Annotated in this window: 17 protein-coding genes and 2 pseudogenes; 17 read left to right on the forward strand and 2 right to left on the reverse strand. The window is 71.7% G+C overall.

Annotated elements, in window-relative coordinates; all coding sequences use genetic code 11:
* Positions 1-168: 168 nt before the first annotated feature.
* From SVTN_RS37100 to SVTN_RS37120, 5 genes are all read left to right on the forward strand, one after another.
* Positions 169-1,542, forward strand: coding sequence for an MFS transporter (locus SVTN_RS37100; protein ID WP_245727782.1), 1,374 nt, complete (start codon positions 169-171; stop codon positions 1,540-1,542).
* 112 nt (positions 1,543-1,654) lie between these two features.
* Positions 1,655-2,116 (forward strand): type II 3-dehydroquinate dehydratase, encoded by a 462-nt coding sequence (gene aroQ / locus SVTN_RS37105; RefSeq protein ID WP_218922731.1) that lies wholly within the window; start codon positions 1,655-1,657, stop codon positions 2,114-2,116.
* Positions 2,113-2,976, forward strand: a complete 864-nt coding sequence (locus SVTN_RS37110; protein WP_041133008.1) for a shikimate dehydrogenase — start codon at positions 2,113-2,115, stop codon at positions 2,974-2,976. Before aroQ ends, SVTN_RS37110 begins: the two co-directional genes overlap by 4 nt.
* 49 nt (positions 2,977-3,025) lie before the next feature.
* Entirely contained in the window at positions 3,026-4,879 is a 1,854-nt protein-coding gene (locus tag SVTN_RS37115; protein ID WP_041133009.1) for a bifunctional sugar phosphate isomerase/epimerase/4-hydroxyphenylpyruvate dioxygenase family protein, read from the forward strand.
* 37 nt (positions 4,880-4,916) lie between these two features.
* Positions 4,917-5,579 carry a TetR/AcrR family transcriptional regulator gene (locus SVTN_RS37120; RefSeq protein WP_041133010.1) on the forward strand — a complete coding sequence of 221 codons (663 nt, stop codon included), beginning with the start codon at positions 4,917-4,919 and terminating at the stop codon, positions 5,577-5,579.
* Between the two features lie 7 nt (positions 5,580-5,586).
* On the opposite strand, the pseudogene SVTN_RS42725 reads toward SVTN_RS37120, so the two are convergent.
* A pseudogene (locus tag SVTN_RS42725) lies at positions 5,587-5,766 on the reverse strand (DNA polymerase/3'-5' exonuclease PolX); the annotation flags it as partial.
* A gap of 366 nt (positions 5,767-6,132) precedes the next feature.
* Here SVTN_RS42725 and SVTN_RS37130 point away from each other — a divergent pair.
* The 12 genes and pseudogenes from SVTN_RS37130 (at position 6,133) to SVTN_RS37180 (ending at position 17,513) form a co-directional block, all read left to right on the forward strand.
* Entirely contained in the window at positions 6,133-6,984 is an 852-nt protein-coding gene (locus SVTN_RS37130; protein WP_041133012.1) for a fumarylacetoacetate hydrolase family protein, read from the forward strand.
* Between the two features lie 11 nt (positions 6,985-6,995).
* Positions 6,996-8,339: an L-fuconate dehydratase gene (locus SVTN_RS37135; RefSeq protein WP_041134667.1), complete on the forward strand. Its 1,344-nt coding sequence runs from the start codon at positions 6,996-6,998 to the stop codon at positions 8,337-8,339.
* Positions 8,336-9,097, forward strand: a complete 762-nt coding sequence (locus SVTN_RS37140; RefSeq protein ID WP_041133013.1) for an SDR family NAD(P)-dependent oxidoreductase — start codon at positions 8,336-8,338, stop codon at positions 9,095-9,097. The genes SVTN_RS37135 and SVTN_RS37140 overlap by 4 nt, the downstream gene beginning before the upstream one ends.
* Positions 9,094-10,092 (forward strand): aldo/keto reductase, encoded by a 999-nt coding sequence (locus SVTN_RS37145; RefSeq protein WP_041133014.1) that lies wholly within the window; start codon positions 9,094-9,096, stop codon positions 10,090-10,092. The genes SVTN_RS37140 and SVTN_RS37145 overlap by 4 nt, the downstream gene beginning before the upstream one ends.
* Positions 10,092-10,832 carry a (Fe-S)-binding protein gene (locus tag SVTN_RS37150; protein WP_041133015.1) on the forward strand — a complete coding sequence of 247 codons (741 nt, stop codon included), beginning with the start codon at positions 10,092-10,094 and terminating at the stop codon, positions 10,830-10,832. The genes SVTN_RS37145 and SVTN_RS37150 overlap by 1 nt, the downstream gene beginning before the upstream one ends.
* Positions 10,829-12,304, forward strand: a complete 1,476-nt coding sequence (locus SVTN_RS37155) for a LutB/LldF family L-lactate oxidation iron-sulfur protein (RefSeq protein ID WP_041133016.1) — start codon at positions 10,829-10,831, stop codon at positions 12,302-12,304. Before SVTN_RS37150 ends, SVTN_RS37155 begins: the two co-directional genes overlap by 4 nt.
* Positions 12,301-12,951: a LutC/YkgG family protein gene (locus SVTN_RS37160; RefSeq protein ID WP_041133017.1), complete on the forward strand. Its 651-nt coding sequence runs from the start codon at positions 12,301-12,303 to the stop codon at positions 12,949-12,951. Before SVTN_RS37155 ends, SVTN_RS37160 begins: the two co-directional genes overlap by 4 nt.
* Complete coding sequence (locus SVTN_RS37165; RefSeq protein WP_041133018.1) at positions 12,948-13,259, forward strand: L-rhamnose mutarotase; 312 nt, start codon at positions 12,948-12,950, stop codon at positions 13,257-13,259. The genes SVTN_RS37160 and SVTN_RS37165 overlap by 4 nt, the downstream gene beginning before the upstream one ends.
* Positions 13,256-14,125: an amidohydrolase family protein gene (locus tag SVTN_RS37170; RefSeq protein ID WP_041133019.1), complete on the forward strand. Its 870-nt coding sequence runs from the start codon at positions 13,256-13,258 to the stop codon at positions 14,123-14,125. The genes SVTN_RS37165 and SVTN_RS37170 overlap by 4 nt, the downstream gene beginning before the upstream one ends.
* Before the next feature lie 38 nt (positions 14,126-14,163).
* Positions 14,164-14,859 (forward strand): FadR/GntR family transcriptional regulator, encoded by a 696-nt coding sequence (locus SVTN_RS37175; protein ID WP_041133020.1) that lies wholly within the window; start codon positions 14,164-14,166, stop codon positions 14,857-14,859.
* Positions 14,860-15,017: 158 nt separating this feature from the next.
* Positions 15,018-15,179, forward strand: a pseudogene (locus SVTN_RS45895) (IS110 family transposase); the annotation flags it as partial.
* 513 nt (positions 15,180-15,692) lie between these two features.
* A complete protein-coding gene (locus tag SVTN_RS37180; RefSeq protein WP_159026559.1) occupies positions 15,693-17,513 on the forward strand; it encodes an ATP-binding SpoIIE family protein phosphatase in 1,821 nt (606 codons plus the stop codon).
* Between the two features lie 385 nt (positions 17,514-17,898).
* Here the strand turns inward: SVTN_RS37180 and SVTN_RS37185 are convergent, their stop codons facing one another.
* The gene (locus SVTN_RS37185; protein ID WP_041133021.1) at positions 17,899-19,230 is read right to left on the reverse strand and encodes a DUF1254 domain-containing protein; all 1,332 of its coding nucleotides are present in this window, start codon (positions 19,228-19,230) and stop codon (positions 17,899-17,901) included.
* Positions 19,231-20,111: the final 881 nt, after the last annotated feature.

Consider the following 20,111-nt stretch of genomic DNA (forward strand, 5'->3'; position numbering starts at 1 on the left):
GGGGAGCATCACCACCAGGTTAATGAACTATCTAGTGCGTTAACAGCACGTGTCGGGCCCGCGTTCTCACGCGGAGCCTCAGCTCCGGCGCCTCTCTCGCGTCGGCCCCCTGCCACCCTCGCCGCCTCCCCGCTTCCGGGCTAGGCTGCATCTCCCCGAGGAGTTCACGTGTCCGATCAGCCGCAGACGGCCCCGGTGTCCGCAGCGCCACCCCAGGGCAAGCCCCGCAAGGCCGCCCTCGCCGCATGGATCGGCAGCGCGCTGGAGTACTACGACTTCTTCATCTACGGCAGCGCCGCCGCCCTGGTCTTCCCCAAGGTCTTCTTCGACCCGGACGACCCGGCCACCGCCACGCTCATCTCGCTGGCCACCTTCGGCGTCGCGTACGCCGCACGCCCCCTCGGCGCCCTGCTCCTCGGGCACCTCGGCGACCGGCTCGGCCGCCGCAAGATCATGGTGTGGACCCTGGTCCTGATGGGCCTGTCCACCTTCCTCATCGGCTGTCTGCCCACGTACTCCCAGGTCGGCACCCTCGCTCCCGTACTCCTTGTCCTGATGCGCGTCTTCCAGGGACTGTCGGCCGCCGGCGAGCAGGCCAGCGCGAACGCCATGACGCTGGAACACGCACCGGAGCACCGGCGCGGCTACTACACGAGCTTCACGCTCAACGGCACGCAGGCCGGCCAGATCCTCGCGACCGTCGTCTTCATCCCGGTCGCCGCGCTGCCCGACGAGCAGCTCTACACCTGGGGCTGGCGCATCCCGTTCCTGCTGAGCGTGGTCGTCGCCGTCGCCGGCTACGTCATCCGCCGGACGCTGGAGGAGACCCCCGTCTTCCGGCAGGCCAGCGCCGAACGCGACGTGGCCCGGATGCCGCTCGCCGAGCTCCTGCGCGACCACTGGGCCGACGTCCTGCGCGTGGTCGCCGCGGCCACCATCGCCACCGTCTCCACGGTCTTCTCCGTCTGGGCCCTCGCGTACGCCACCAGTGACGCGGTCGGGTTCGACAAGGCCGACATCCTCTGGGTCAACGGCTGCGCCAACGGCGTCGCCCTGCTCGCCATCCCGCTCTGGGCGAAGCTGTCGGACCGCATCGGCCGCAAGCCCGTCTTCCTGACCGGCGCCCTCGGCAGCGGCGTGATGGTCTTCGTCTACCTGTGGGCGATCTCCACCGGCAGCTACCCGCTCGTCTTCGTCGCCGGCCTCGCGTTCTTCGGCGTCGTCTACAGCGCCGCCAACGGCATCTGGCCGTCGTTCTACGGCGAGATGTTCCCCGCCCGCGTCCGGCTGTCCGGCATGGCCGTCGGCACCCAGATCGGTTTCGCGGTCGCCGGTTTCGCGGTCACGTTCGCCGCGCAGATCGCAGGCCCCGACGGGGACGACTGGCTCGGCGTCGCGATCTTCACCGCCGTGTTCTGTGCCGTCTGCGCCATCGCCGTCGCCACCGGGCGCGAAACGCATCGCGTGCCCACGGCCGACCTCGGCCTGCGCCCCCGGGAGCGGTCCGCGTCGATCGCCGCCCGTCAGTCCGCCACCATCTGACGCCTCTCCCCAGCAGTTCTCGCCGGAGCCCCCGAGTGGGCCTTCGCTTCCCCCGGGGGCCTTCCGGCGATTTAATGAGCTAACCAGTTAGTACATTAGAGGGAGTGAAGCGATCGTGACGACTTCCGTACTCGTCCTCAACGGGCCCAACCTCAACCTCCTCGGTCTGCGGGAACCCGCGATCTACGGCAGCGACACCCTCGGCGACGTCGAGAAGCTGTGCCGTGCCACCGCCGCACCGCTCGGACTCGACATCGACTTCCGGCAGAGCAACCACGAGGGCGTACTCGTCGACGCCGTCCAGGAAGCACGCACCGCGCACCGCGGCATCGTGATCAACCCGGCCGGCTACAGCCACACCTCCGTCGCCCTGCGCGACGCGCTCGCCGCCGTGGGCCTGCCCGTCGTCGAGGTCCACCTCTCGAACATCCACCGCCGAGAGCCGTTTCGGCACCACTCCTACGTCTCCGCCGTCGCCGACACCGTCATCTGCGGCGCCGGCGCCCACGGCTACGCCCTCGCGGTGACCCACCTCGCCCGCCTTCTCGACCACGCTCAGGAGAGCGCCCGATGACCACCTCGTATCTCACCGGACTGATCGGCTCCGGGATCGGCCCGTCCCTCAGCCCCGCCCTGCACGAACGCGAGGCCGACCGGCACGGCATCCGCCTCCTCTACCGCACGCTCGACATCCACACGCTCGACGTCGAGCCCGAGGACGTCGGCGACATCATCCACGCCGCCCGCTTCCTCGGCTTCGACGGCGTCAACATCACCCACCCCTGCAAGCAGCTCGTCATCGAGCACCTCGACGAACTCGCTCCCGAGGCCGCCGAACTCGGTGCCGTCAACACCGTCGTCTTCCAGGACGGCCGCGCCGTCGGGCACAACACCGACGTCACCGGCTTCGCCCAGTCCTTCGCCCGCGGCCTGCCCGACGCCCCCACCCGTGACGTCGTCCAGCTCGGCGCGGGCGGCGCCGGCGCCGCCGTCGCCCACGCCCTGCTCACCCTCGGCGTCGACCGGCTCACCGTCCTCGACACCGACTCCGGCCGGGCCCGCACCCTCGCCGACGCGCTGACCAGGCGCTTCGGGCCCGGGCGGGCCGCCGCCGGATTCGCCGCCGAGGCAGCCGAACGGCTCGCCCGCGCCGACGGGCTCGTGCACGCCACTCCGACCGGCATGGCCGCCCACCCCGGTCTCCCCGTCCCCGCCGCCCTGCTGCGACCGGACCTCTGGGTCGCCGACGTCGTCTACCGCCCGCTGGAGACCGCCCTGCTCCGCGAGGCCCGCGCGATCGGCTGCCGCACCCTCGACGGCGGCGGCATGGCCGTCTTCCAGGCCGCCGACGCCTTCCGGCTCTTCACCGGTCTCGAACCGCACACCGAGCGGATGCTCGCCGACCTCACCGACCTGACCGCCACCGCGGCCTGAGGGAGAGACCGTCATGCCCCACCCCCCGCGGCCTGAGGGAGAAACCGTCATGCCCCGCCCCCCGCGCACCTCGATCGCCACCGTGTCCCTCAGCGGACCGCTGACCGAGAAACTCACCGCGATCGCCACCGCCGGGTTCGACGGAGTCGAGATCTTCGAGAACGACCTGCTCGCCGGCCCGCACAGCCCCGAGGAGATCCGGCTGCGCTGCGCCGACCTCGGCCTGAGCATCGACCTCTACCAGCCCTTCCGCGACTTCGAGGCCGTCCCTGCCGACCTCCTCGCCCGCAATCTGAGGCGCGCGGAGCGCAAGTTCGCCGTCATGGAGCGCCTCGGCGCCGACCTGCTCCTCGTCTGCTCCAGCGTCTCGCCCGCCGCCGTCGACGACGACGCGCTCGCCGCGGAGCAGCTGCGTCTGCTCGCCGACCGTGCCGAGGCGCACGGAATCCGCATCGCGTACGAGGCGCTGGCCTGGGGGCGGCACGTCAGCACGTACGACCACGCCTGGCGCATCGTCGAACAGGCCGACCACCCCGCCCTCGGCACCTGCCTCGACAGCTTCCACATCCTCTCGCGCGGCTCCGACCCCCAGGGGATCGAGTCCATCCCCGGCGAGAAGATCTTCTTCCTCCAACTGGCCGACGCCCCCCTGATGGCGATGGACGTCCTCCAGTGGAGCCGCCACTACCGCTGCTTCCCCGGACAGGGCGGCTTCGACGTGGCGGGGCCCCTCCGCCACGCCGTACGAGCCGGATACACCGGGCCGCTTTCCCTGGAGGTCTTCAACGACGTCTTCCGGCAGTCCGAGGCCGCCTCCACCGCCGTCGACGCCCTGCGCTCCCTGCTCCTCCTCCAGGAGAAGGCCGGGCTCACCGCCCCGCCCGCACCGGCCGTCCCCACCGGCATCGCCTTCGCCGAACTCCACGCCGCCGACACCGACCCCCTGCGCGGGATGCTCGGCGCCCTCGGCTTCACCCGTACCGGCCGCCACACCTCCAAACCGGTCGAACTGTGGCAGCAGGGCGAGGCCCGCATCCTGCTCAACACCGCCGGGACGGCCGGTGACCGCCGCGCCGGTCCCGCGCTGACCGCGATCGGCCTGGAGACTCCCGACCCCGACCGGGCGGTCGCGCGGGCCGAGGCCATGCTCGCCCCCGTCGTTCCCCGCCGCCGTGCTCCGAAGGACGCGCCCCTGGACGCGGTCGCCGCACCCGACGGCACCGAGGTGTTCTTCTGCCGTACGGACGCCCTCGACCGTCCCGGCTGGACGACGGACTTCACGGCTGTGCCGGGGCCCGGACCCGGCGTGGGACCCGTCGGGATCGAACCGGTCGGGATCGAGCGGATCGACCACATCGCCCTCATCCAGCCCTGGCACCAGTTCGACGAGGCCGCTCTCTTCCACCAGGGAGTCCTCGGCCTCGACGCGGACGACAGCCTCGACCTCGCCGACCCGTACGGGCTGCGGCGCAGCAAGGCGCTCGCCACTGCCGACGGCGCGGTCCGGATCGCGCTCAACATCGCCCCTGCGCCGGACGCCGAAGGCCCGCGCGTCCAGCACATCGCCCTGGCCACGGGAGACGTCGTCGCGGCGGCCCGCCGTATCCGGGAACGAGGTGGGGCCCTCCTGCCGATCCCGGCGAACTACTACGACGACCTGGACGCCCGCCACGAACTCGACCCCGGAGTCCTGGCCGCCCTCGCGGAACTCGGCGTCCTCTACGACCGTGACGAGGCGGGGGAGTTCCTGCACTGTTACACCGTCACCGTCGGGCGGGTGTTCTTCGAGCTCGTCCAGCGGATCGGCGGGTACCAGGGGTACGGGGCGCTGAACGCAGGCGTCCGCCTCGCCGCCCAGCACACCCACCGGCACGGCGTCCCGGCGCACGGACCTCGCGGTTAGACTGGCCGCCGCCGCACAGTCCGCCCCGAGGAGCCGCATGGCAGCCGCCGTCCCCCCGTCGTCCCGGCCCGTCAAGCGCACCCGTGACGCGGCGAGGACCCGGGCGGAGATCCTCGACGTGGCCACGGAGGAGTTCGCCCGTCTCGGCTTCGCGGGCGCCCGGGTCGACGAGATCGCCGCCCGGATGCGGACCACCAAGCGGATGATCTACTACTACTTCGGGAGCAAGGAGCAGCTCTTCACCGAGGTCCTGGAGCGGGCCTACACGGTCATCCGCGACGAGGAACAGAAACTGGACGTCGAGCACCTCGACCCGGTCTCGGCCATCCGCCGCCTGGCGGAACTCACCTTCGACCACCACGAAGCGCATCCGGACTTCATCCGGCTCGTCTCCATCGAGAACATCCACGAGGCCGAACACATCTCCGGATCGCCGAGCCTCGCCTCCCTGAGCTCTCCGGCGATCGACGTCATCGCCCGCATCCTGGAAGCCGGCCGGGCCGAAGGAGTCTTCACCGCGGATGTCGACGCCGTCGACCTGCACGCGGTGATCAGCTCCTTCTGCTTCTTCCGCATCTCCAACCGGCACACCTTCCGCGCCCTCTTCGGCCGCGACCTGACGGACGCCGCCCGCCGCGCGCATTACCGGACGATGCTGGGAGACCTGGTCATCTCCTACCTCACGGCCGAGACCCACTGACGAACACGAGCCGGCCCCGTTGTGCCGTGCCGATGCCGTAGCGGAGACACGCGAGCGCGGGGATCGAGCGGGCATCGGTGTCGACGGCGAACTTCGCCCCGGGACTTCTGGCCCGCAGGATGTCCTCGCCGCCCAGGTCGAGGCGGTCGGGCCGGGCGTCGGTCTCCGGGGCAGTGCCGGTGCGGGCACCACCGCCGTCCACCTCGCCGCCCTGTAGTCCACCCCGATGGACGGTCTGCAGACCCCGTACGTCCGCCCGCAGGAGAACGGCGCCCCGGCTCCAGGCCAGGCCGAGCGAGTTCACCTTCGTCTCCTCGCCCGTCTGCGGAGACACCTCCCAAACGTCTGCGGAGACACCTCCCAAAACGTCGGATGAGTTGCCGGTAGGGGTGGGCGAGAGGGCGGAAATCGCGCATCCCTCCCCTTCCGGGGATGAGACATCGGATGTCTTCTTGCGGCGGGGCGGCTCTGCCTCGTATGGTCGAGCCATCCCGCCCGATTCATCGGATGTATCGACCTGGGGTGTGTCCCGCGCGATGACAGGAGACCGGACATGAAGCTGATCCGTATCGGAGATCCAGGGCGGGAGATTCCGGCGCTGCTCCTCGAAGACGGGGCCGCGCTGGATCTGCGGGCCCTCACCCGGGACATCGACGGGGAGTTCCTCGCCGGCGACGTCATCGGCCGGATCGAGGAGGCCCGCGCGGCCGGCGCCCTCCCCGTGCTCGACATCGCCGGAGCGCGGGTCGGCGCCCCGGTCGCCCGGCCCGGCAAGGTGGTCTGCGTCGGCCTCAACTACCGGGACCACGCGGAGGAGACGGGTGCGGCGGTTCCGGAGCGGCCCGTGGTCTTCATGAAGGACCCGTCCACCGTCGTCGGTCCGTACGACGAGGTGCTGATCCCGCGCGGCTCGGTCAAGACCGACTGGGAGGTCGAGCTCGCGGTCGTCATCGGCCGCGAGGCCCGCTACCTCGCGAGCCCCGCCGACGCCCCCGGCCACATCGCCGGCTACGCCGTCAGCAACGACGTGTCCGAGCGGGAGTTCCAGCTTGAGTTCTCCGCCCAGTGGGACCTCGGCAAGTCCTGCGAGACCTTCAACCCGCTCGGTCCGTGGCTGGTCACCCCCGACGAGGTGGGTGACCCGCAGGCCCTCGGGCTCCGCCTGGCGGTCGACGGCGAGACGCGCCAGAACGGCCACACCAAGAACATGATCTTCGACGTCGCGTACCTGGTCTGGTACCTGAGCCAGTACATGGTGCTGCGCCCCGGCGACGTCATCAACACCGGAACCCCCGCCGGCGTGGCCCTCGGCCTGCCCGGCACCCCCTACCTGCGCGCGGGCGACACCGTCGAGCTCTCGATCGACGGCCTCGGCACCCAGCGCCAGACGTTCAACAACGCGTGAAAGGCATCGAGTTGCCCGACCCCACGGCACGGATCACCTCCATCGACACCTATGACGTCCGCTTCCCCACCTCGCGGGAGCTCGACGGGTCCGACGCGATGAACCCGGACCCCGACTACTCCGCCGCCTACCTCGTCCTGCGCACCTCTGCGGCGGACGGCCACGAGGGCCACGGGTTCACCTTCACCATCGGCCGCGGCAACGACGTCCAGGTCGCCGCGATCGACGCCCTGCGCGGGCACGTCGTCGGACGGTCCGTCGTCGAACTCTGCGCCGACCCCGGCGTCCTGTACCGCGACCTCGTCGGCGACAGCCAGCTGCGCTGGCTCGGGCCGGAGAAGGGCGTGATGCACATGGCGATCGGCGCCGTCGTCAACGCGGTCTGGGACCTCGCCGCCAAGCGCGAGGGCAAACCGCTGTGGCGGCTCCTCGCCGACGCCGCCCCCGCGTGGCTCGTCTCCCAGGTCGACTTCCGGTACCTCACCGACGCGTTGACCCCCGACGAGGCGCTGGAGCTGCTGACCAAGGGCAAGCAGGGCGCCGCCGAGCGCGCCGCCGACCTGCTGCGGCGCGGCTACCCCGCGTACACCACCTCTCCCGGCTGGCTCGGCTACTCCGACGAGAAGCTCACCCGCCTCGCCGAGGAGGCCGTCGCCGACGGTTTCACCCAGATCAAGCTGAAGGTCGGCGCCGATCTCGACGACGACATCCGCCGCTGCCGCACCGCGCGCGCCGCCGTCGGCCCGGACATCCGGATGGCGATCGACGCCAACCAGCGCTGGGACGTGGCCGAGGCGGTCGAGTGGACGAACGCGCTCGCCGAGTTCGACCCGTACTGGATCGAGGAGCCCACCAGCCCCGACGACGTCCTCGGCCACGCCGCCGTCCGGCGCGGTGTCCACCCCGTCAAGGTCGCCACCGGCGAGCACGTGCAGAACCGGATCGTCTTCAAGCAGCTGCTCCAGGCCGAAGCCGTCGACTTCCTCCAGCTCGACGCCGCCCGTGTGGCCGGAGTCAACGAGAACCTCGCCATCCTGCTGCTCGCCGCCAAGTTCGGCGTCCCCGTCTGCCCGCACGCCGGCGGCGTCGGCCTGTGCGAGCTCGTCCAGCACCTGTCGATGTTCGACTACGTGGCCCTCTCCGGCACCACGGAGGACCGGGTGGTGGAGTTCGTCGACCACCTCCACGAGCACTTCCTCGACCCGGTCATGATCGACCGCGGCCACTACCGGGCCCCCACCGAGCCCGGCTTCTCCGCCACCATGAGGCAGTCGAGCCTCGACGCCTACCGCTACCCCGACGGCGCCTTCTGGGCCGCCGACCTGGCAGCACCGACCCCGGAGGCACGCGCATGACCACCGAACTCCACGGCCTCACCGCCCTCGTGACCGGCGGCGCCTCCGGCATCGGCCTGGCCACCGCCGCACTGCTCGCCGAGCGGGGCGCGGACGTCGCCGTCCTCGACCTCGACCCGAGCGGTGCCCCCGCCCCGCTGCACGGCTTCACCGCAGACGTCTCCGACGACGCATCCGTCCGCGCCGCCGTCGAGGCGGCCGCCGAGGCCCTCGGCGGCATCGACATCCTCGTCAACAACGCCGGGATCGGGGCCGCCGGCACCGTCGAGGACAACCCGGACGAGCAGTGGCACCGCGTCCTCGACGTCAACGTCCTCGGCATCGTCCGCACCACCCGCGCCGCCCTCCCGTTTCTGCGCGCCTCGGCCCACGCGGCGGTGGTCAACACCTGCTCCATCGCCGCCACCGCCGGGCTGCCGCAGCGCGCGCTGTACTCGGCCAGCAAGGGCGCGGTCCTCTCCCTCACCCTCGCCATGGCCGCCGACCACGTCCGCGAGGGCATCCGCGTCAACTGCGTCAACCCCGGCACCGTCGACACCCCCTGGGTCGGCCGCCTCCTCGACGCCGCCCCCGACCCGGCCGCCGAACGCGCCGCACTGAACGCCCGCCAGCCCACCGGCCGCCTGGTCACCGCCCAGGAGGTGGCCGCCGCCATCGCCTACCTGGCCTCCCCGGCCGCCGCCTCGGTGACCGGTACCGCCCTCGCCGTCGACGGCGGCATGGCCGGCCTGCGCCTGCGCCCGGAGCCCACGCCGTGACCCCGTACCGGAATACGCTCGGCCACAGCGCCGTCCAGGTCACCGAGCTCGCCTTCGGAGCCGCCGGCATCGGCAATCTGTTCACGGCCGTGACGGACGCCGAGGCCGAACAGGCCGTGCACGCCGCCTGGAAGGCGGGCGTACGGTACTTCGACACCGCCCCGCACTACGGCCTCGGCCTGTCCGAGCGGCGCCTGGGCGCCGCCCTGCGCTCCCGCCCCCGGAACGAGTACGTGGTCTCCACGAAGGTCGGCCGGATCCTGGTCCCGACCCCGGAAGCCACCGGGGACGACCTCGCGAACGGCTTCGCCGTCCCCGCCACGCACCGCAGGCGCTGGGACTTCAGCGCCCACGGCGTGCGCCGGTCGATCGAGGACAGCCTGCAGCGGCTCGGCCTCGACCGCATCGACGTCGTCTACCTCCACGACCCCGACGACCACCTCGACCAGGCCCTCGAAACGGCGTACCCCGAGCTGGAACGGCTCCGCGCCGAAGGCGTGCTCGGCGCGATCGGCGTCGGCATGAACCAGGCCGCCCCGCTCGCCCGCTTCGTCCGCGACACCGACATCGACGCCGTCCTCCTGGCCGGCCGCTACACCCTCCTCGACCAGGGCGGCCTCGCCGAACTGCTGCCGCTCGCCGCCGAGCGTGGTGTCGGCGTCGTGATCGGCGGCGCGTTCAACTCCGGCCTGCTCGCCGACCCCCGCCCCGGTGCCACCTTCGACTATGCGGTGGCGCCCCTCGACCTGTTCTCCCGGGCCCTGGACCTCAAGGCCGTGTGCGAGCGGCACGGGGTACCGCTGCGAGCCGCCGCACTCCGCTTCCCGTTCGGGCACCCGGCCGTCGCGAGCGTCCTCGTCGGGCTCCGCAGTGCCGCCGAGGTCCGAGACGCCGCCGCCATGCTCGCCCACCACGTCCCGGACGCGCTGTGGGCGGAACTCGAGGAACGCGGACTGCTCCCGGCCGACGTCCCGACACCGGGGGAGGCCGGCTGATGCGCGTCGCCCTCTTCCTCACCTGCTTCAACGACACCCTCTTCCCCGACACCGGCCGGGCCGTGGTCACCGTCCTCGAACGCCTCGGCCACACCGTGGACTTCCCGCAGGAGCAGACCTGCTGCGGGCAGATGCACTTCAACACCGGATACCGCCCGGAGGCCGTCCCCCTGGTGGAGCGCTTCGCGCGGACCTTCGCCGCCTACGACGCCGTGGTCACCCCCTCGGCCTCCTGCGCCGGCATGATCCGTGACAGCCACCCCGTCCTCGCCCGGGAGCACGGATCCGCCGCGCTCCAACGGCACGTCGCGGAAGTGGCGCCCCGCGTCCACGAGTTCACCGAGTTCCTCACCGACGTCCTCGGCGTGACCGACGTCGGCGCACGCTTCCCGCACCGGGTCGCGTACCACCCCGCCTGTCACTCCCTGCGCGGGCTCAGGCTGGGCGACCGGCCGCACCGGCTCCTGAGCGGGGTGAAGGACATCGAACTCGTCGACCTGCCCGCCGCCGACTCCTGCTGCGGCTTCGGCGGCACCTTCGCCGTCAAGAACGCGGAGACCTCGAGCGCCATGCTCGCCGACAAGACCGGGGGAGTCCTCGACAGCGGCGCCGACGTGCTGTGCGCCGTCGACAACTCCTGCCTGATGCACATCGGAGGAGGCCTGTCCCGCCAGGGCAGCGCCGTACGCACCCTGCACCTGGCCGAGATCCTCGCGCACACGGAAGGAGCCACCCCATGAGCGATCCCGCAGGCCGAGGTGTCGTCTGGCTCGGTTCCCCGGCCTTCCCCGACGCCGCCCGCGACGCGTTGAAGGACACACAGCTCCGTGCCAACCTGAAGCGGGCCACCTCCACCATCCGCGACAAACGCCTCGCGGTCGCCTCCGAGCTGGATGACTGGGAGGAGCTGCGCACCTCGGCCGCCGCGATCAAGAAGCGCACCGCCCGCCATCTCGACCACTACCTGGTCCAGTTGGAGGAGTCGGTCACCGCGGCGGGCGGCACCGTCCACTGGGCCTCGGACGCCGCCGAGGCCAACCGCATCGTCACCGAGCTCGTACGGGCGACCGGCGAGCGCGAGGTCGTGAAGATCAAGTCGATGGCGACCCAGGAGATCGGACTCAACGAGCACCTCGCGGACGAGGGGATCACGGCCTACGAGACCGACCTCGCCGAACTCATCGTCCAGCTCGGCGAGGACCGCCCCTCCCACATCCTCGTCCCCGCCATCCACAAGAACCGCACCGAGATCCGCGACCTCTTCGCCGCCGAGATGGGCCACTGGGGGCGCCCGGCGCCCGACGGCCTCACCGACGACCCGGCCGAACTCGCCGACGCCGCTCGCCGCCACCTCCGCGAGAAGTTCCTCACCGCCAAGGTCGCCGTCTCCGGCGCCAACTTCGCCGTCGCCGACACCGGCACCGTCGTCGTGGTCGAGTCCGAGGGCAACGGCCGGATGTGCCTCACCCTCCCACCCACCCTGATCACGGTCATGGGCATCGAGAAGGTCGTCCCCACCTGGACCGACCTGGAGGTCTTCCTGCAGCTGCTGCCCCGCTCGTCGACCGGCGAGCGGATGAACCCGTACACCTCCACCTGGACCGGCACCACCGACGGCGACGGACCGGCCGCGTTCCACCTCGTCCTCCTCGACAACGGCCGCACCGACACCCTCGCCGACACCGTCGGCCGCCAGGCCCTCGCCTGCATCCGCTGCTCGGCCTGCCTCAACGTGTGCCCGGTCTTCGAGCGCACCGGCGGCCACGCATACGGATCGGTCTACCCCGGCCCGATCGGCGCCGTCCTCACCCCGCAGCTCGTCGGTGTGGAGAACGCGGCCTCGCTGCCCTTCGCCTCCACGCTGTGCGGCGCCTGCTACGACGCCTGCCCGGTGAAGATCGACATCCCGGAGGTACTGGCCCACCTGCGGGCCCGGGTCGTCGAGCAGGCGCGCGCCGAAAGGCGTACCCCCACCGCCGAGGCGCTGGCCATGAAGGCCGCCGCCACCGTCCTCGGCTCACCGGCACTGCTCGGCGTCGCCCAGAGGACGGCGGCGATCGGCGGCAGGGCCCTCGCCCGGCGCGGCCGCATCGGCCGCCTGCCGGGTCCGCTGCGCGGGTGGTCGGACTCCCGCGACACCCCCGCACCGCCGGCGGAGTCGTTCCGTACCTGGTGGCGCAAGAACCGCTCGCAGAAGGAAGGGGAACGATGAGCAGCCGCGAGGCGATCCTCGGCCGCGTCCGCGCCGCACTCGCGGACGTACCCGTCGACGAAATCCCGGAGGACGTTCCCGTACCGAGGAACTACCGGCGCGCCCACACCGCACCGGGCGACGACCTCGTCACCCTGTTCGCCGAACGGGTCGCCGACTACCGCGCCACCGTCCACCGCACCGACGAGACCGGACTGACCGACGCGATCGCCGCCGCGCTCACCGCCCGTGGTGTCCGCCGGCTGGCCCTGCCCCGCGACTTCCCCTCCGCGCTGCTGCCCTCCGGCCCCTGGACGTGGCACAGGGAACCGCTGGAGGTGCCCGACCTGGACGCCCTGGACGGCACCGTCACCCTCGCCGCCGCGGGCATCGCCGTCACCGGGACCGTCGTCCTCGACACCGGCGCCGGGCAGGGCCGTCGCGCCCTCACCCTCGTCCCCGACCACCACCTGTGCATCGTGTACGCCGAGCAGATCGCCGCCGACGTCCCCGACGCGCTCGGCCTCCTCGACCCGACCCGGCCGCTCACTTTCGTGTCCGGCCCCTCCGCGACCAGCGACATCGAACTCGACCGCGTCGAAGGCGTCCACGGCCCCCGCACCCTCGACGTCATCGTCGTCGACCCCACCCACCCGGAGCACCCATGAGGATCGCCCTGCACACCCGCGTCCGCGCGGACCGGATCGAGGAGTACGAGACGGCGCACCGAGAGGTACCCGAGGAGCTCACCACCGCCATCCGGGCCGCCGGTGTCACCTCCTGGACGATCTGGCGCAGTGGCCGCGAACTCTTCCACCTCCTCGAATGCGAGGACTACGCCCGCCTGCTCGCCGAACTGGAACACCTCCCGGTCAACATCGCCTGGCAGGCACGGATGGCCGACCTCCTCGACGTGACGCACGACTACTCCCGCGCCGGCGCCGAGGCGGGGCTCCCGGTGGTGTGGCAGCTGTGACCGACCGTCCGATCGTCGACGCCCACCACCACGTGTGGGACCTGGCCGTACGCCCCCAGCCCTGGATCACCGGCGAGGCCCTCGCCCCGCTGGCCCGCTCCTTCTCCGCCGCCGATCTGGCCCCCGAGGCGCGAGCCGCCGGCGTGACCGCCACCGTCGTCGTCCAGACCGTCTGCGTCCCCGACGAGACCCCCGAACTCCTGGCCCTCGCCGCTGAAGACGACCTGATCGCCGGGGTCGTCGGCTGGACCGACCTGACCGCCCCCGACATCGCCGACGCACTTGCCGCACTGCGCGAGGGACCGGGAGGGGACCGCCTGGTCGGGATCCGCCACCAGGTCCAGGAGGAGCCCGACCCCGGCTGGCTGCTCCGTCCGGCCGTACGGCGCGGCCTGACCGCGGTCGCCGAGGCCGGGCTCGCCTACGACCTCGTCGTGACCCCGCCCCAACTGGCCGCCGCGACCGCCGCCGCGGCCTGGGTACCCGGCCTGACCTTCGTCCTGGACCACCTCGGCAAACCGCCGATCGCCAGCGGCGCATTGGAACCCTGGGCCGCCGACGTACGCCGTCTCGCCGCCCTGCCCAACACCGTGTGCAAGCTCTCCGGCATGGTCACCGAGGCCACCCCCGGCGCATGGACCACCGCCACCCTCGCCCCCTACGCCGACACCGTCCTGGACGCCTTCAGCCCCCGGCGGTTGCTCTTCGGCTCCGACTGGCCGGTCTCCACCCTCCAGGCCGGCTACGGCGAGATCATCCGCATCGCCGACGCCCTCACCGACGGCCTGAGTCCCGCCGAGAAGAACGCGGTCTTCCACGACAACGCGGCCGGGGTCTACGGCCTGCGGCCGCCCGCACGGCCGTGACCTATCCTGCACGGACCACCCCAGAGAGAGGCGAGAGAGTGCCAGTCACCGACGAGGCGATCGACAAGATCAAAGCCATGATCGTCAGCGGTGAGCTCCGCCCCGGCTCCCGACTCCCGCGCGAAGCCGATCTCGCGGAACGGCTCGGCCTCTCCCGCAACTCGCTGCGCGAGGCGGTCAAGGCCCTCTCGCTCATGCGGGTCCTCGACGTCCGCCAGGGCGACGGCACCTACGTCACGAGCCTGGAACCCGACCTGCTCCTCGACGCCCTGACGTTCGTCGCCGACCTCCAGCAGGACGACACCGTCCTGCAGTTCCTGGAGGTCCGGCGCATCCTCGAACCGGCCGCCGCCGCGATGGCCGCCCGGGTGATGCCGGACGAGGAGATCGCCGCGCTCGGCGAGGTCCTCGACCGGCTCGACGACGATCCGACCCTGGAGGGACTGATCGACCACGACCTGGAGTTCCACCGCAGGCTCGCGGCTGGATCGGGCAACGCCGTGCTCTGCTCGCTCCTCGACGGCATGTCCGGTCCCACGGCCCGCGCCCGCCTGTGGCGCGGCCGGATCGAGGAGGGCGCGGTGGCGCGGGCCTGGCAGCAGCACCGCGCCATCTACGAGGCGGTCGCCGCCCGGCAGCCCGAAGTCGCCCAGGCGTGGGCGACGGTACACGTGGCCGAGGTCGAGCAGTGGCTGCGGGGGACGCTCGACGCGGTGGAGCCCGAACGCGCCTGACGGGCCGGATCCCCGGGCATCCGGCCCGTCAGCGGCGACTTCTCCGCGGAGTGTCCTCGGCCTCAGTAGACCGACCTCCGCTGGTGGCCGAGCCGATGTCCGGCCGCTGCGTCACGAGCGTCCGCCGGCTGTGGGGGAGGGGAGGACGACGCGATCGCGAACTGGAGATGAGCGTCGGCTTCGACGACGACCCGGCCGGGGAATCGACCCGCTTCGCCAATCGACTCCATGGCTTGCCGACGCAGATCCATCCTTCGCTGGAGCGAGTGCCGGGGTCGCGGTCGCAGCACCCGGCCACCCTCACCCTGCTGGAACGGTTCCGATTCTGTCCTGGTGGGGGCTGGTGGCGCCCGCCCTGGTGGTCTGTGTCTCCTCTCCGGGGCCATCGACCTCTCGTACGCATACGCACTGCACACCGCACGGACCAGCGTGGAGAGCGGCGCGGCGACGCTCTGCGCCGGGACGCACCGGACCACGCACCGGGCAGGCCGGCGACCCCCGACTTATGCTGACGCAAGGGGACCGAGAAAGATCCGGTCGGTCCGGTCCGGCAGCGGCACCGGCTCGCCGGGACTTGAGGTTGGCATCCCCTGAGTACCGAGGTGGACCATGGCTGCCAGCGGTGCCTCACCGCAGAGCCCGCACGCCGACCCGCATCCGCAGGGCGACGCCTTCGCAGTCGTGGACGCGGTCGGCTGCTGGATGCGGACGCCTTCGAGGAGCGGCAGCGCGCTGTTCCCGGCACCGTCGAGCCGCTGCTGCGGGTCCAGGCGCAAGGCACCGCATCAGCGCCCAGTCGCCGCCACGTGGTCTCGTCAGAGATGCTCTTCCCCTTGCGCGGCGCCGGCGAGCCAGTCGGCCAGGCGCACATCCTGGTCGACAACGCCCGCGAGGAACTCGCCCGAGAACGGCTGCGGCCGGTGAACGAGGTGGGCCTGTGGCTCGGCGGCGGCCGGTTCGACGTCCGCGAGACCGCGCAGCGCCTGGCCGAGTTCGTCGTCCCGCGGCTGTGCGACTACGCCCACGTCGACCTCTTCGAGTTCGTCGTCGGAACCGGCGAGCCCGATCCCGACGCCGTCGCCTCGGGACTCCCGCTGCTGCGGGCGGCGACCGCCACCGCCGGTCGGCCGCCGATCCGGACGGTCTCGGACGTGGGGGAGGCCGACGCGTTCGCGTCCCTCCCGGGCGGGCCGGTCCTGCGAGCCCTCGCGAGTCGGCGGCCGGTGCTTCTGACCGGCGAGGAACTGGCCTCGGCAGCCGCCGACAGCGGCAACACGCGGGTGGCGGCAGTGGCGCGCGGCCATGTGCGCTCCTGGCTCGCCGTGCCGATGCACGTAGGGGAGCTGCCGCTCGGCGTCGTGGTCCTCGTCCGGTTCGAGGACTCGCTCGAACAACCGCTCACCGACCCGCTCAAGGCCGCGCAGCGCTTCGACAGCGACGACGTGGCCACCGCCGCGGAGATCGTCCAGCAGGCCGGCATCGCCATCGATCACGCCCGGCTCCACGCGAGGGACCAGGCCCGAGCCCTGGACCTCCAGCGCCTGATGCTGCCCGGCCTGCTTCCCAGCCTGCTGCCTGGCGCATCGACCGTCGACGTGGCCTACCGCCATCTGCCGGCACGTGGCCCCGGCGGGCTCGGCGGCGCCTGGTACGACGTCATCCGGCTCTCCGGCTCTCGGACCGTCCTGGTGGTCGGCGACGCGCCGGGGGAGGGGCTGCAGGCCGCCGTCTACGTGCCCCGCATGCGCACGGCCACCCGAGCCCTCGCGTACGAGGACCTGAGCCCGGAGGAGGTGCTCACGCGGCTGGACGCGATGGTGAAGCGCTTCGTGGCGGAGTTCGCGCACACCGGGAGCGGCCCGATCGGGTCCACCTGTCTGTTCGCGACCTTCGACCCGATCAAGCAGGAACTCTCGCTGGCCAGTGCGGGCCACCCGGTGCCCGTGATCCGCGCCGCCGGCCAGGGCGTACGGGCCGTCGACATGCCGGTCGGTCACCCGTTCGGGGTCCCCGGCACGCCCTACGAGAGCACCGTCATGCCCTGGACCGACGGCGACGTGCTGGTCCTGAGCACCAAGGGTCTCGGCAGCACCGACGCCGACGGCCGCCCGGAGGCCCTGCTGGCCGCGCTGAGCTCACTGGTCCCACCGGCCGGGCCGGACGCGGCGCAGACCGATCCGACCGGGATGTGCGACCAGCTGATCAATCTGCTCGGCCCGAGCGGCCGGCTCTGCGACGCCGTGCTCATGGCCGCGCGGCTGCGCAGCCTCGGGCCGGAGTTCCACGCCGGCTGGGACCTGGCGAGCGATTCCAGGGAGGTCGGCCGCGCCCGCACGCTGGTGACCGAGCAGCTGCACGCCTGGGACCTGGCGGACCTGGAGTTCGGCACCCAGCTGATCGTCAGCGAGCTGGTCACCAACGCACTGCGCTACGGCAAGCCGCCCATCCAGCTGCGGCTGATCCGAGACGAGGGCTTGACCTGCGAGGTGACCGACGGCAGCAGTACCTCCCCCCATGTGCGGCACGCGGCCGAAACCGACGAAGGCGGACGCGGGCTCTACATGATCGCCCAGCTCGCCGACCTGTGGGGGACTCGCTACCACGACCGCGGCAAGACCATCTGGGCGCGGCAACCGCTGCCGCACGGAGCCTAGACAGGTGCGACGGACGGCGATTGGCTCGACCACTGGCTGTCGCAGGCCCGGGACCTCCCGACGGAGACGCCGGCGCGGATCGCGGGCGTCGCCGAGCGGCACGGCAAAAAGCCTCCGGCGTTTGCGGGTGGTCGAGTTCTGCGAGTGCGTGAGCGTCGGCCGGTCATTTCTCTTGGTCGTTCGAGTCGGTGTGCGGTGGCGGGAAGGGAACTTCAGCAGACTGACGCTGAATCCGTGGGTGATCGCGACTGCTCCCTGTGCGGCTTAATCACCTGGACACATCTGCTTGGATGACAGTACGACGTGGCGCACGAGGACCAGGCCCACCGCCTCGGCAGGCCTGGTCCAGGAATCGAACCGGGTATGGTCCGTTCCCGTGCGGGGGTCAACTGGTCCGCTGCAGCGCCGGCGGGGTCCAGCTGCCGGTGAGGGCGGGCTGCTGGGGCCAGTAGAGGCGCAGGAAGACGTTGAAGCTGCCCACGGGGGCGGGGAGCCAGTTGGTCTCGCGGTCGGGTCCGGGGTTGTCGTGCTGGACGTAGATGTCCAGGGAGCCGTCGGGGTTGGTCCGCATGCTGCTGCGGTCGCCGATCGCGTAGCGGTTCAGCGGGTTGTCGGTGAAGAGTTGGCGCTCGTTCATCATGGTGAGGGACCAGAAGCCGTCGACGGGCGGGGTATCCCCGGCGTCGAAGTGCAGCACGTAGGTGTGGGCGCCGTCGAGGGGCCGACCCTCGGAGTCGGTGGTGGCGTGCGGGTACAGGGCGTCGGCGTCGAGGTTGGCTCCGTACCCGAACCGGGTGATCACCGCGCGCTTGGCGTAGTCGGTTCCGTAATCCCCCAGGCCTCGGTGCACGGTCCACCCACCGGAGCCCGCGGATTCCGCACCGGCGAGCAGATCACGCAGGACCTCCGGGCCGCGTCGCGCACCCGCGTCCAGGGTGGCGAGCTCCTCGGGGGACAGGTCGTCCAGGGTCGCGCCCGGTACGATGCCGAGCTTCGCGAGGGTGCCCAGGAACGGGGCATCGGCAGGGTCCGGAGGGTTGTCGACCATCATCCGGTTGAGGAGAGTGAAGTACTCGCGGCCGCTGAGTGCGTGGACCTTGTCGACGGGCGCCGTCGTGGCGTCGGCGCCGGCGGGGACGGGGACGCTGGTGGGAGGGGAGTAGCTCTCGGGATCGCCGGTCCATTCCGACAGCGGAATCAGCCGCGTGCCGTCCTGGAGCCGGTTGACGGACGGGAAGTCCGACGGGCCGCTGGTCGCGTACCGGGCGATGATCCAGTTCACGGCGGTGGGCGACTTCAACAGGGTCAGGCCGGCGGGGACCGCTCCCGACCAGGTTGGCCCAGCGATCAGAAACGGGCCAGCGGACCGACCGTTCTTGCGTTGGCCGACGACAGCGCAGACATTCGACCAGGCGTCCAGGATCGGGACCATCCAGAACCGGTCACCGAACTCGGGAACGGTCAGCACCAGAGGCTGCTCGGACAGATCGAGCCAGGCGCTGGAGTACAGGGTGTCGGCGTTCGGTGAGACGACTTCGGTGAAGGAGGCGTCCGGGGTGGCTCGCATGTAACAGAACTGATTGACCGGGGCCTTCCGGCGCGCGTCGTCCCGGGCCGGGACCGCGGTCATGTTGCTTTTCGTCACGGCTGCCGTGACCAGCGGGTACCCGTAGAGCCATGCCTCCGTGGCCAGCTTCTCCATCGACTCATCCGTCATCGGCTTCTCCCGGGTGCTACGGCGAACGCTGTCCGCCCCGACGCTACGAGCGTCGCCTGCCTCCGGCGCGGCGAGTCCGCCGAACGGGTGAGCTGGGCGGAAGTGTCGGAGCCGGCCGGCAAGGGGCTGCTCGCCGCCGTACGAAGAGCGCCTGGACAGTTGCCGGCCGCGGTCGGCGATCGAAATGGATGGGTGGGTCTGCGGGACGGCGTAGTGCTCCGCGAGTGGTCCGGGCCTTGGGCGAGGCGTGGCCCGACGGGCCATGACCCACGAACGGCCCAAGGAGAGCCGCCCCGGGGACGAGCCGGTCTGGCTGAGGAAGTTGCGCAACACCTCCGGATGGTCGGCTGCCGGAACGGCCGTCCTGCTCCGGCCGTGGGGCCACGTCGCGGCGGGGGCCGAGACCGCCGCGTCATCGGTGCGAGAACGTGTGAGCCGCGCTGCCGGCGGCGGCCCTGCGCCGCGCCGCGGGTGTGAAGCGTGGCCCAGGAGCCGTTTCGCTCGGGGACATGCCGCCATGTGACCTCAGCGCGGAACTTCTACGCCATCCCGTTCAGGACCGTCCGATCGTCCAGCCGAGGCCGACCAAGCACAGGGCGGGGCTGCAACGGCCGGACGAGATCCCACTCCGCATCAGTCAGTTCATGGCGGCGTATCACCACATCATGATCTACAGATGGAGATCATTTCGGCAACAAGTCCCAGAAGAACCCGAGCTTCTTCGGCGAGGAGCCGACCAGCAGGTTCTTCGTCTGCTGGTGGTACACGAGCAGCAACTGTGCTGACCATGGGAAACGGTGGTCTTCTGGGATCAGGTCAGTGGCTTGGACCGGGTATGGTCCGCATCTTGGTCAACCGACAGGTGTCACCGGCGCGCCGGG

It is taken from the genome of Streptomyces vietnamensis, assembly GCF_000830005.1.
Taxonomy (GTDB): domain Bacteria; phylum Actinomycetota; class Actinomycetes; order Streptomycetales; family Streptomycetaceae; genus Streptomyces; species Streptomyces vietnamensis.

Coding starts and splice junctions, on each gene's coding strand:
- SVTN_RS37140 (WP_041133013.1), top strand. CDS start 8,336: ATGACCACCGAACTCCACGGCCTCACCGCCCTCGTGACCGGCGGCGCC.
- SVTN_RS37150 (WP_041133015.1), top strand. CDS start 10,092: ATGCGCGTCGCCCTCTTCCTCACCTGCTTCAACGACACCCTCTTCCCC.
- SVTN_RS37155 (WP_041133016.1), top strand. CDS start 10,829: ATGAGCGATCCCGCAGGCCGAGGTGTCGTCTGGCTCGGTTCCCCGGCC.
- SVTN_RS37160 (WP_041133017.1), top strand. CDS start 12,301: ATGAGCAGCCGCGAGGCGATCCTCGGCCGCGTCCGCGCCGCACTCGCG.
- SVTN_RS37185 (WP_041133021.1), bottom strand. CDS start 19,230: ATGACGGATGAGTCGATGGAGAAGCTGGCCACGGAGGCATGGCTCTAC.
- SVTN_RS37115 (WP_041133009.1), top strand. CDS start 3,026: ATGCCCCGCCCCCCGCGCACCTCGATCGCCACCGTGTCCCTCAGCGGA.
- SVTN_RS37120 (WP_041133010.1), top strand. CDS start 4,917: ATGGCAGCCGCCGTCCCCCCGTCGTCCCGGCCCGTCAAGCGCACCCGT.
- SVTN_RS37110 (WP_041133008.1), top strand. CDS start 2,113: ATGACCACCTCGTATCTCACCGGACTGATCGGCTCCGGGATCGGCCCG.
- SVTN_RS37130 (WP_041133012.1), top strand. CDS start 6,133: ATGAAGCTGATCCGTATCGGAGATCCAGGGCGGGAGATTCCGGCGCTG.
- SVTN_RS37165 (WP_041133018.1), top strand. CDS start 12,948: ATGAGGATCGCCCTGCACACCCGCGTCCGCGCGGACCGGATCGAGGAG.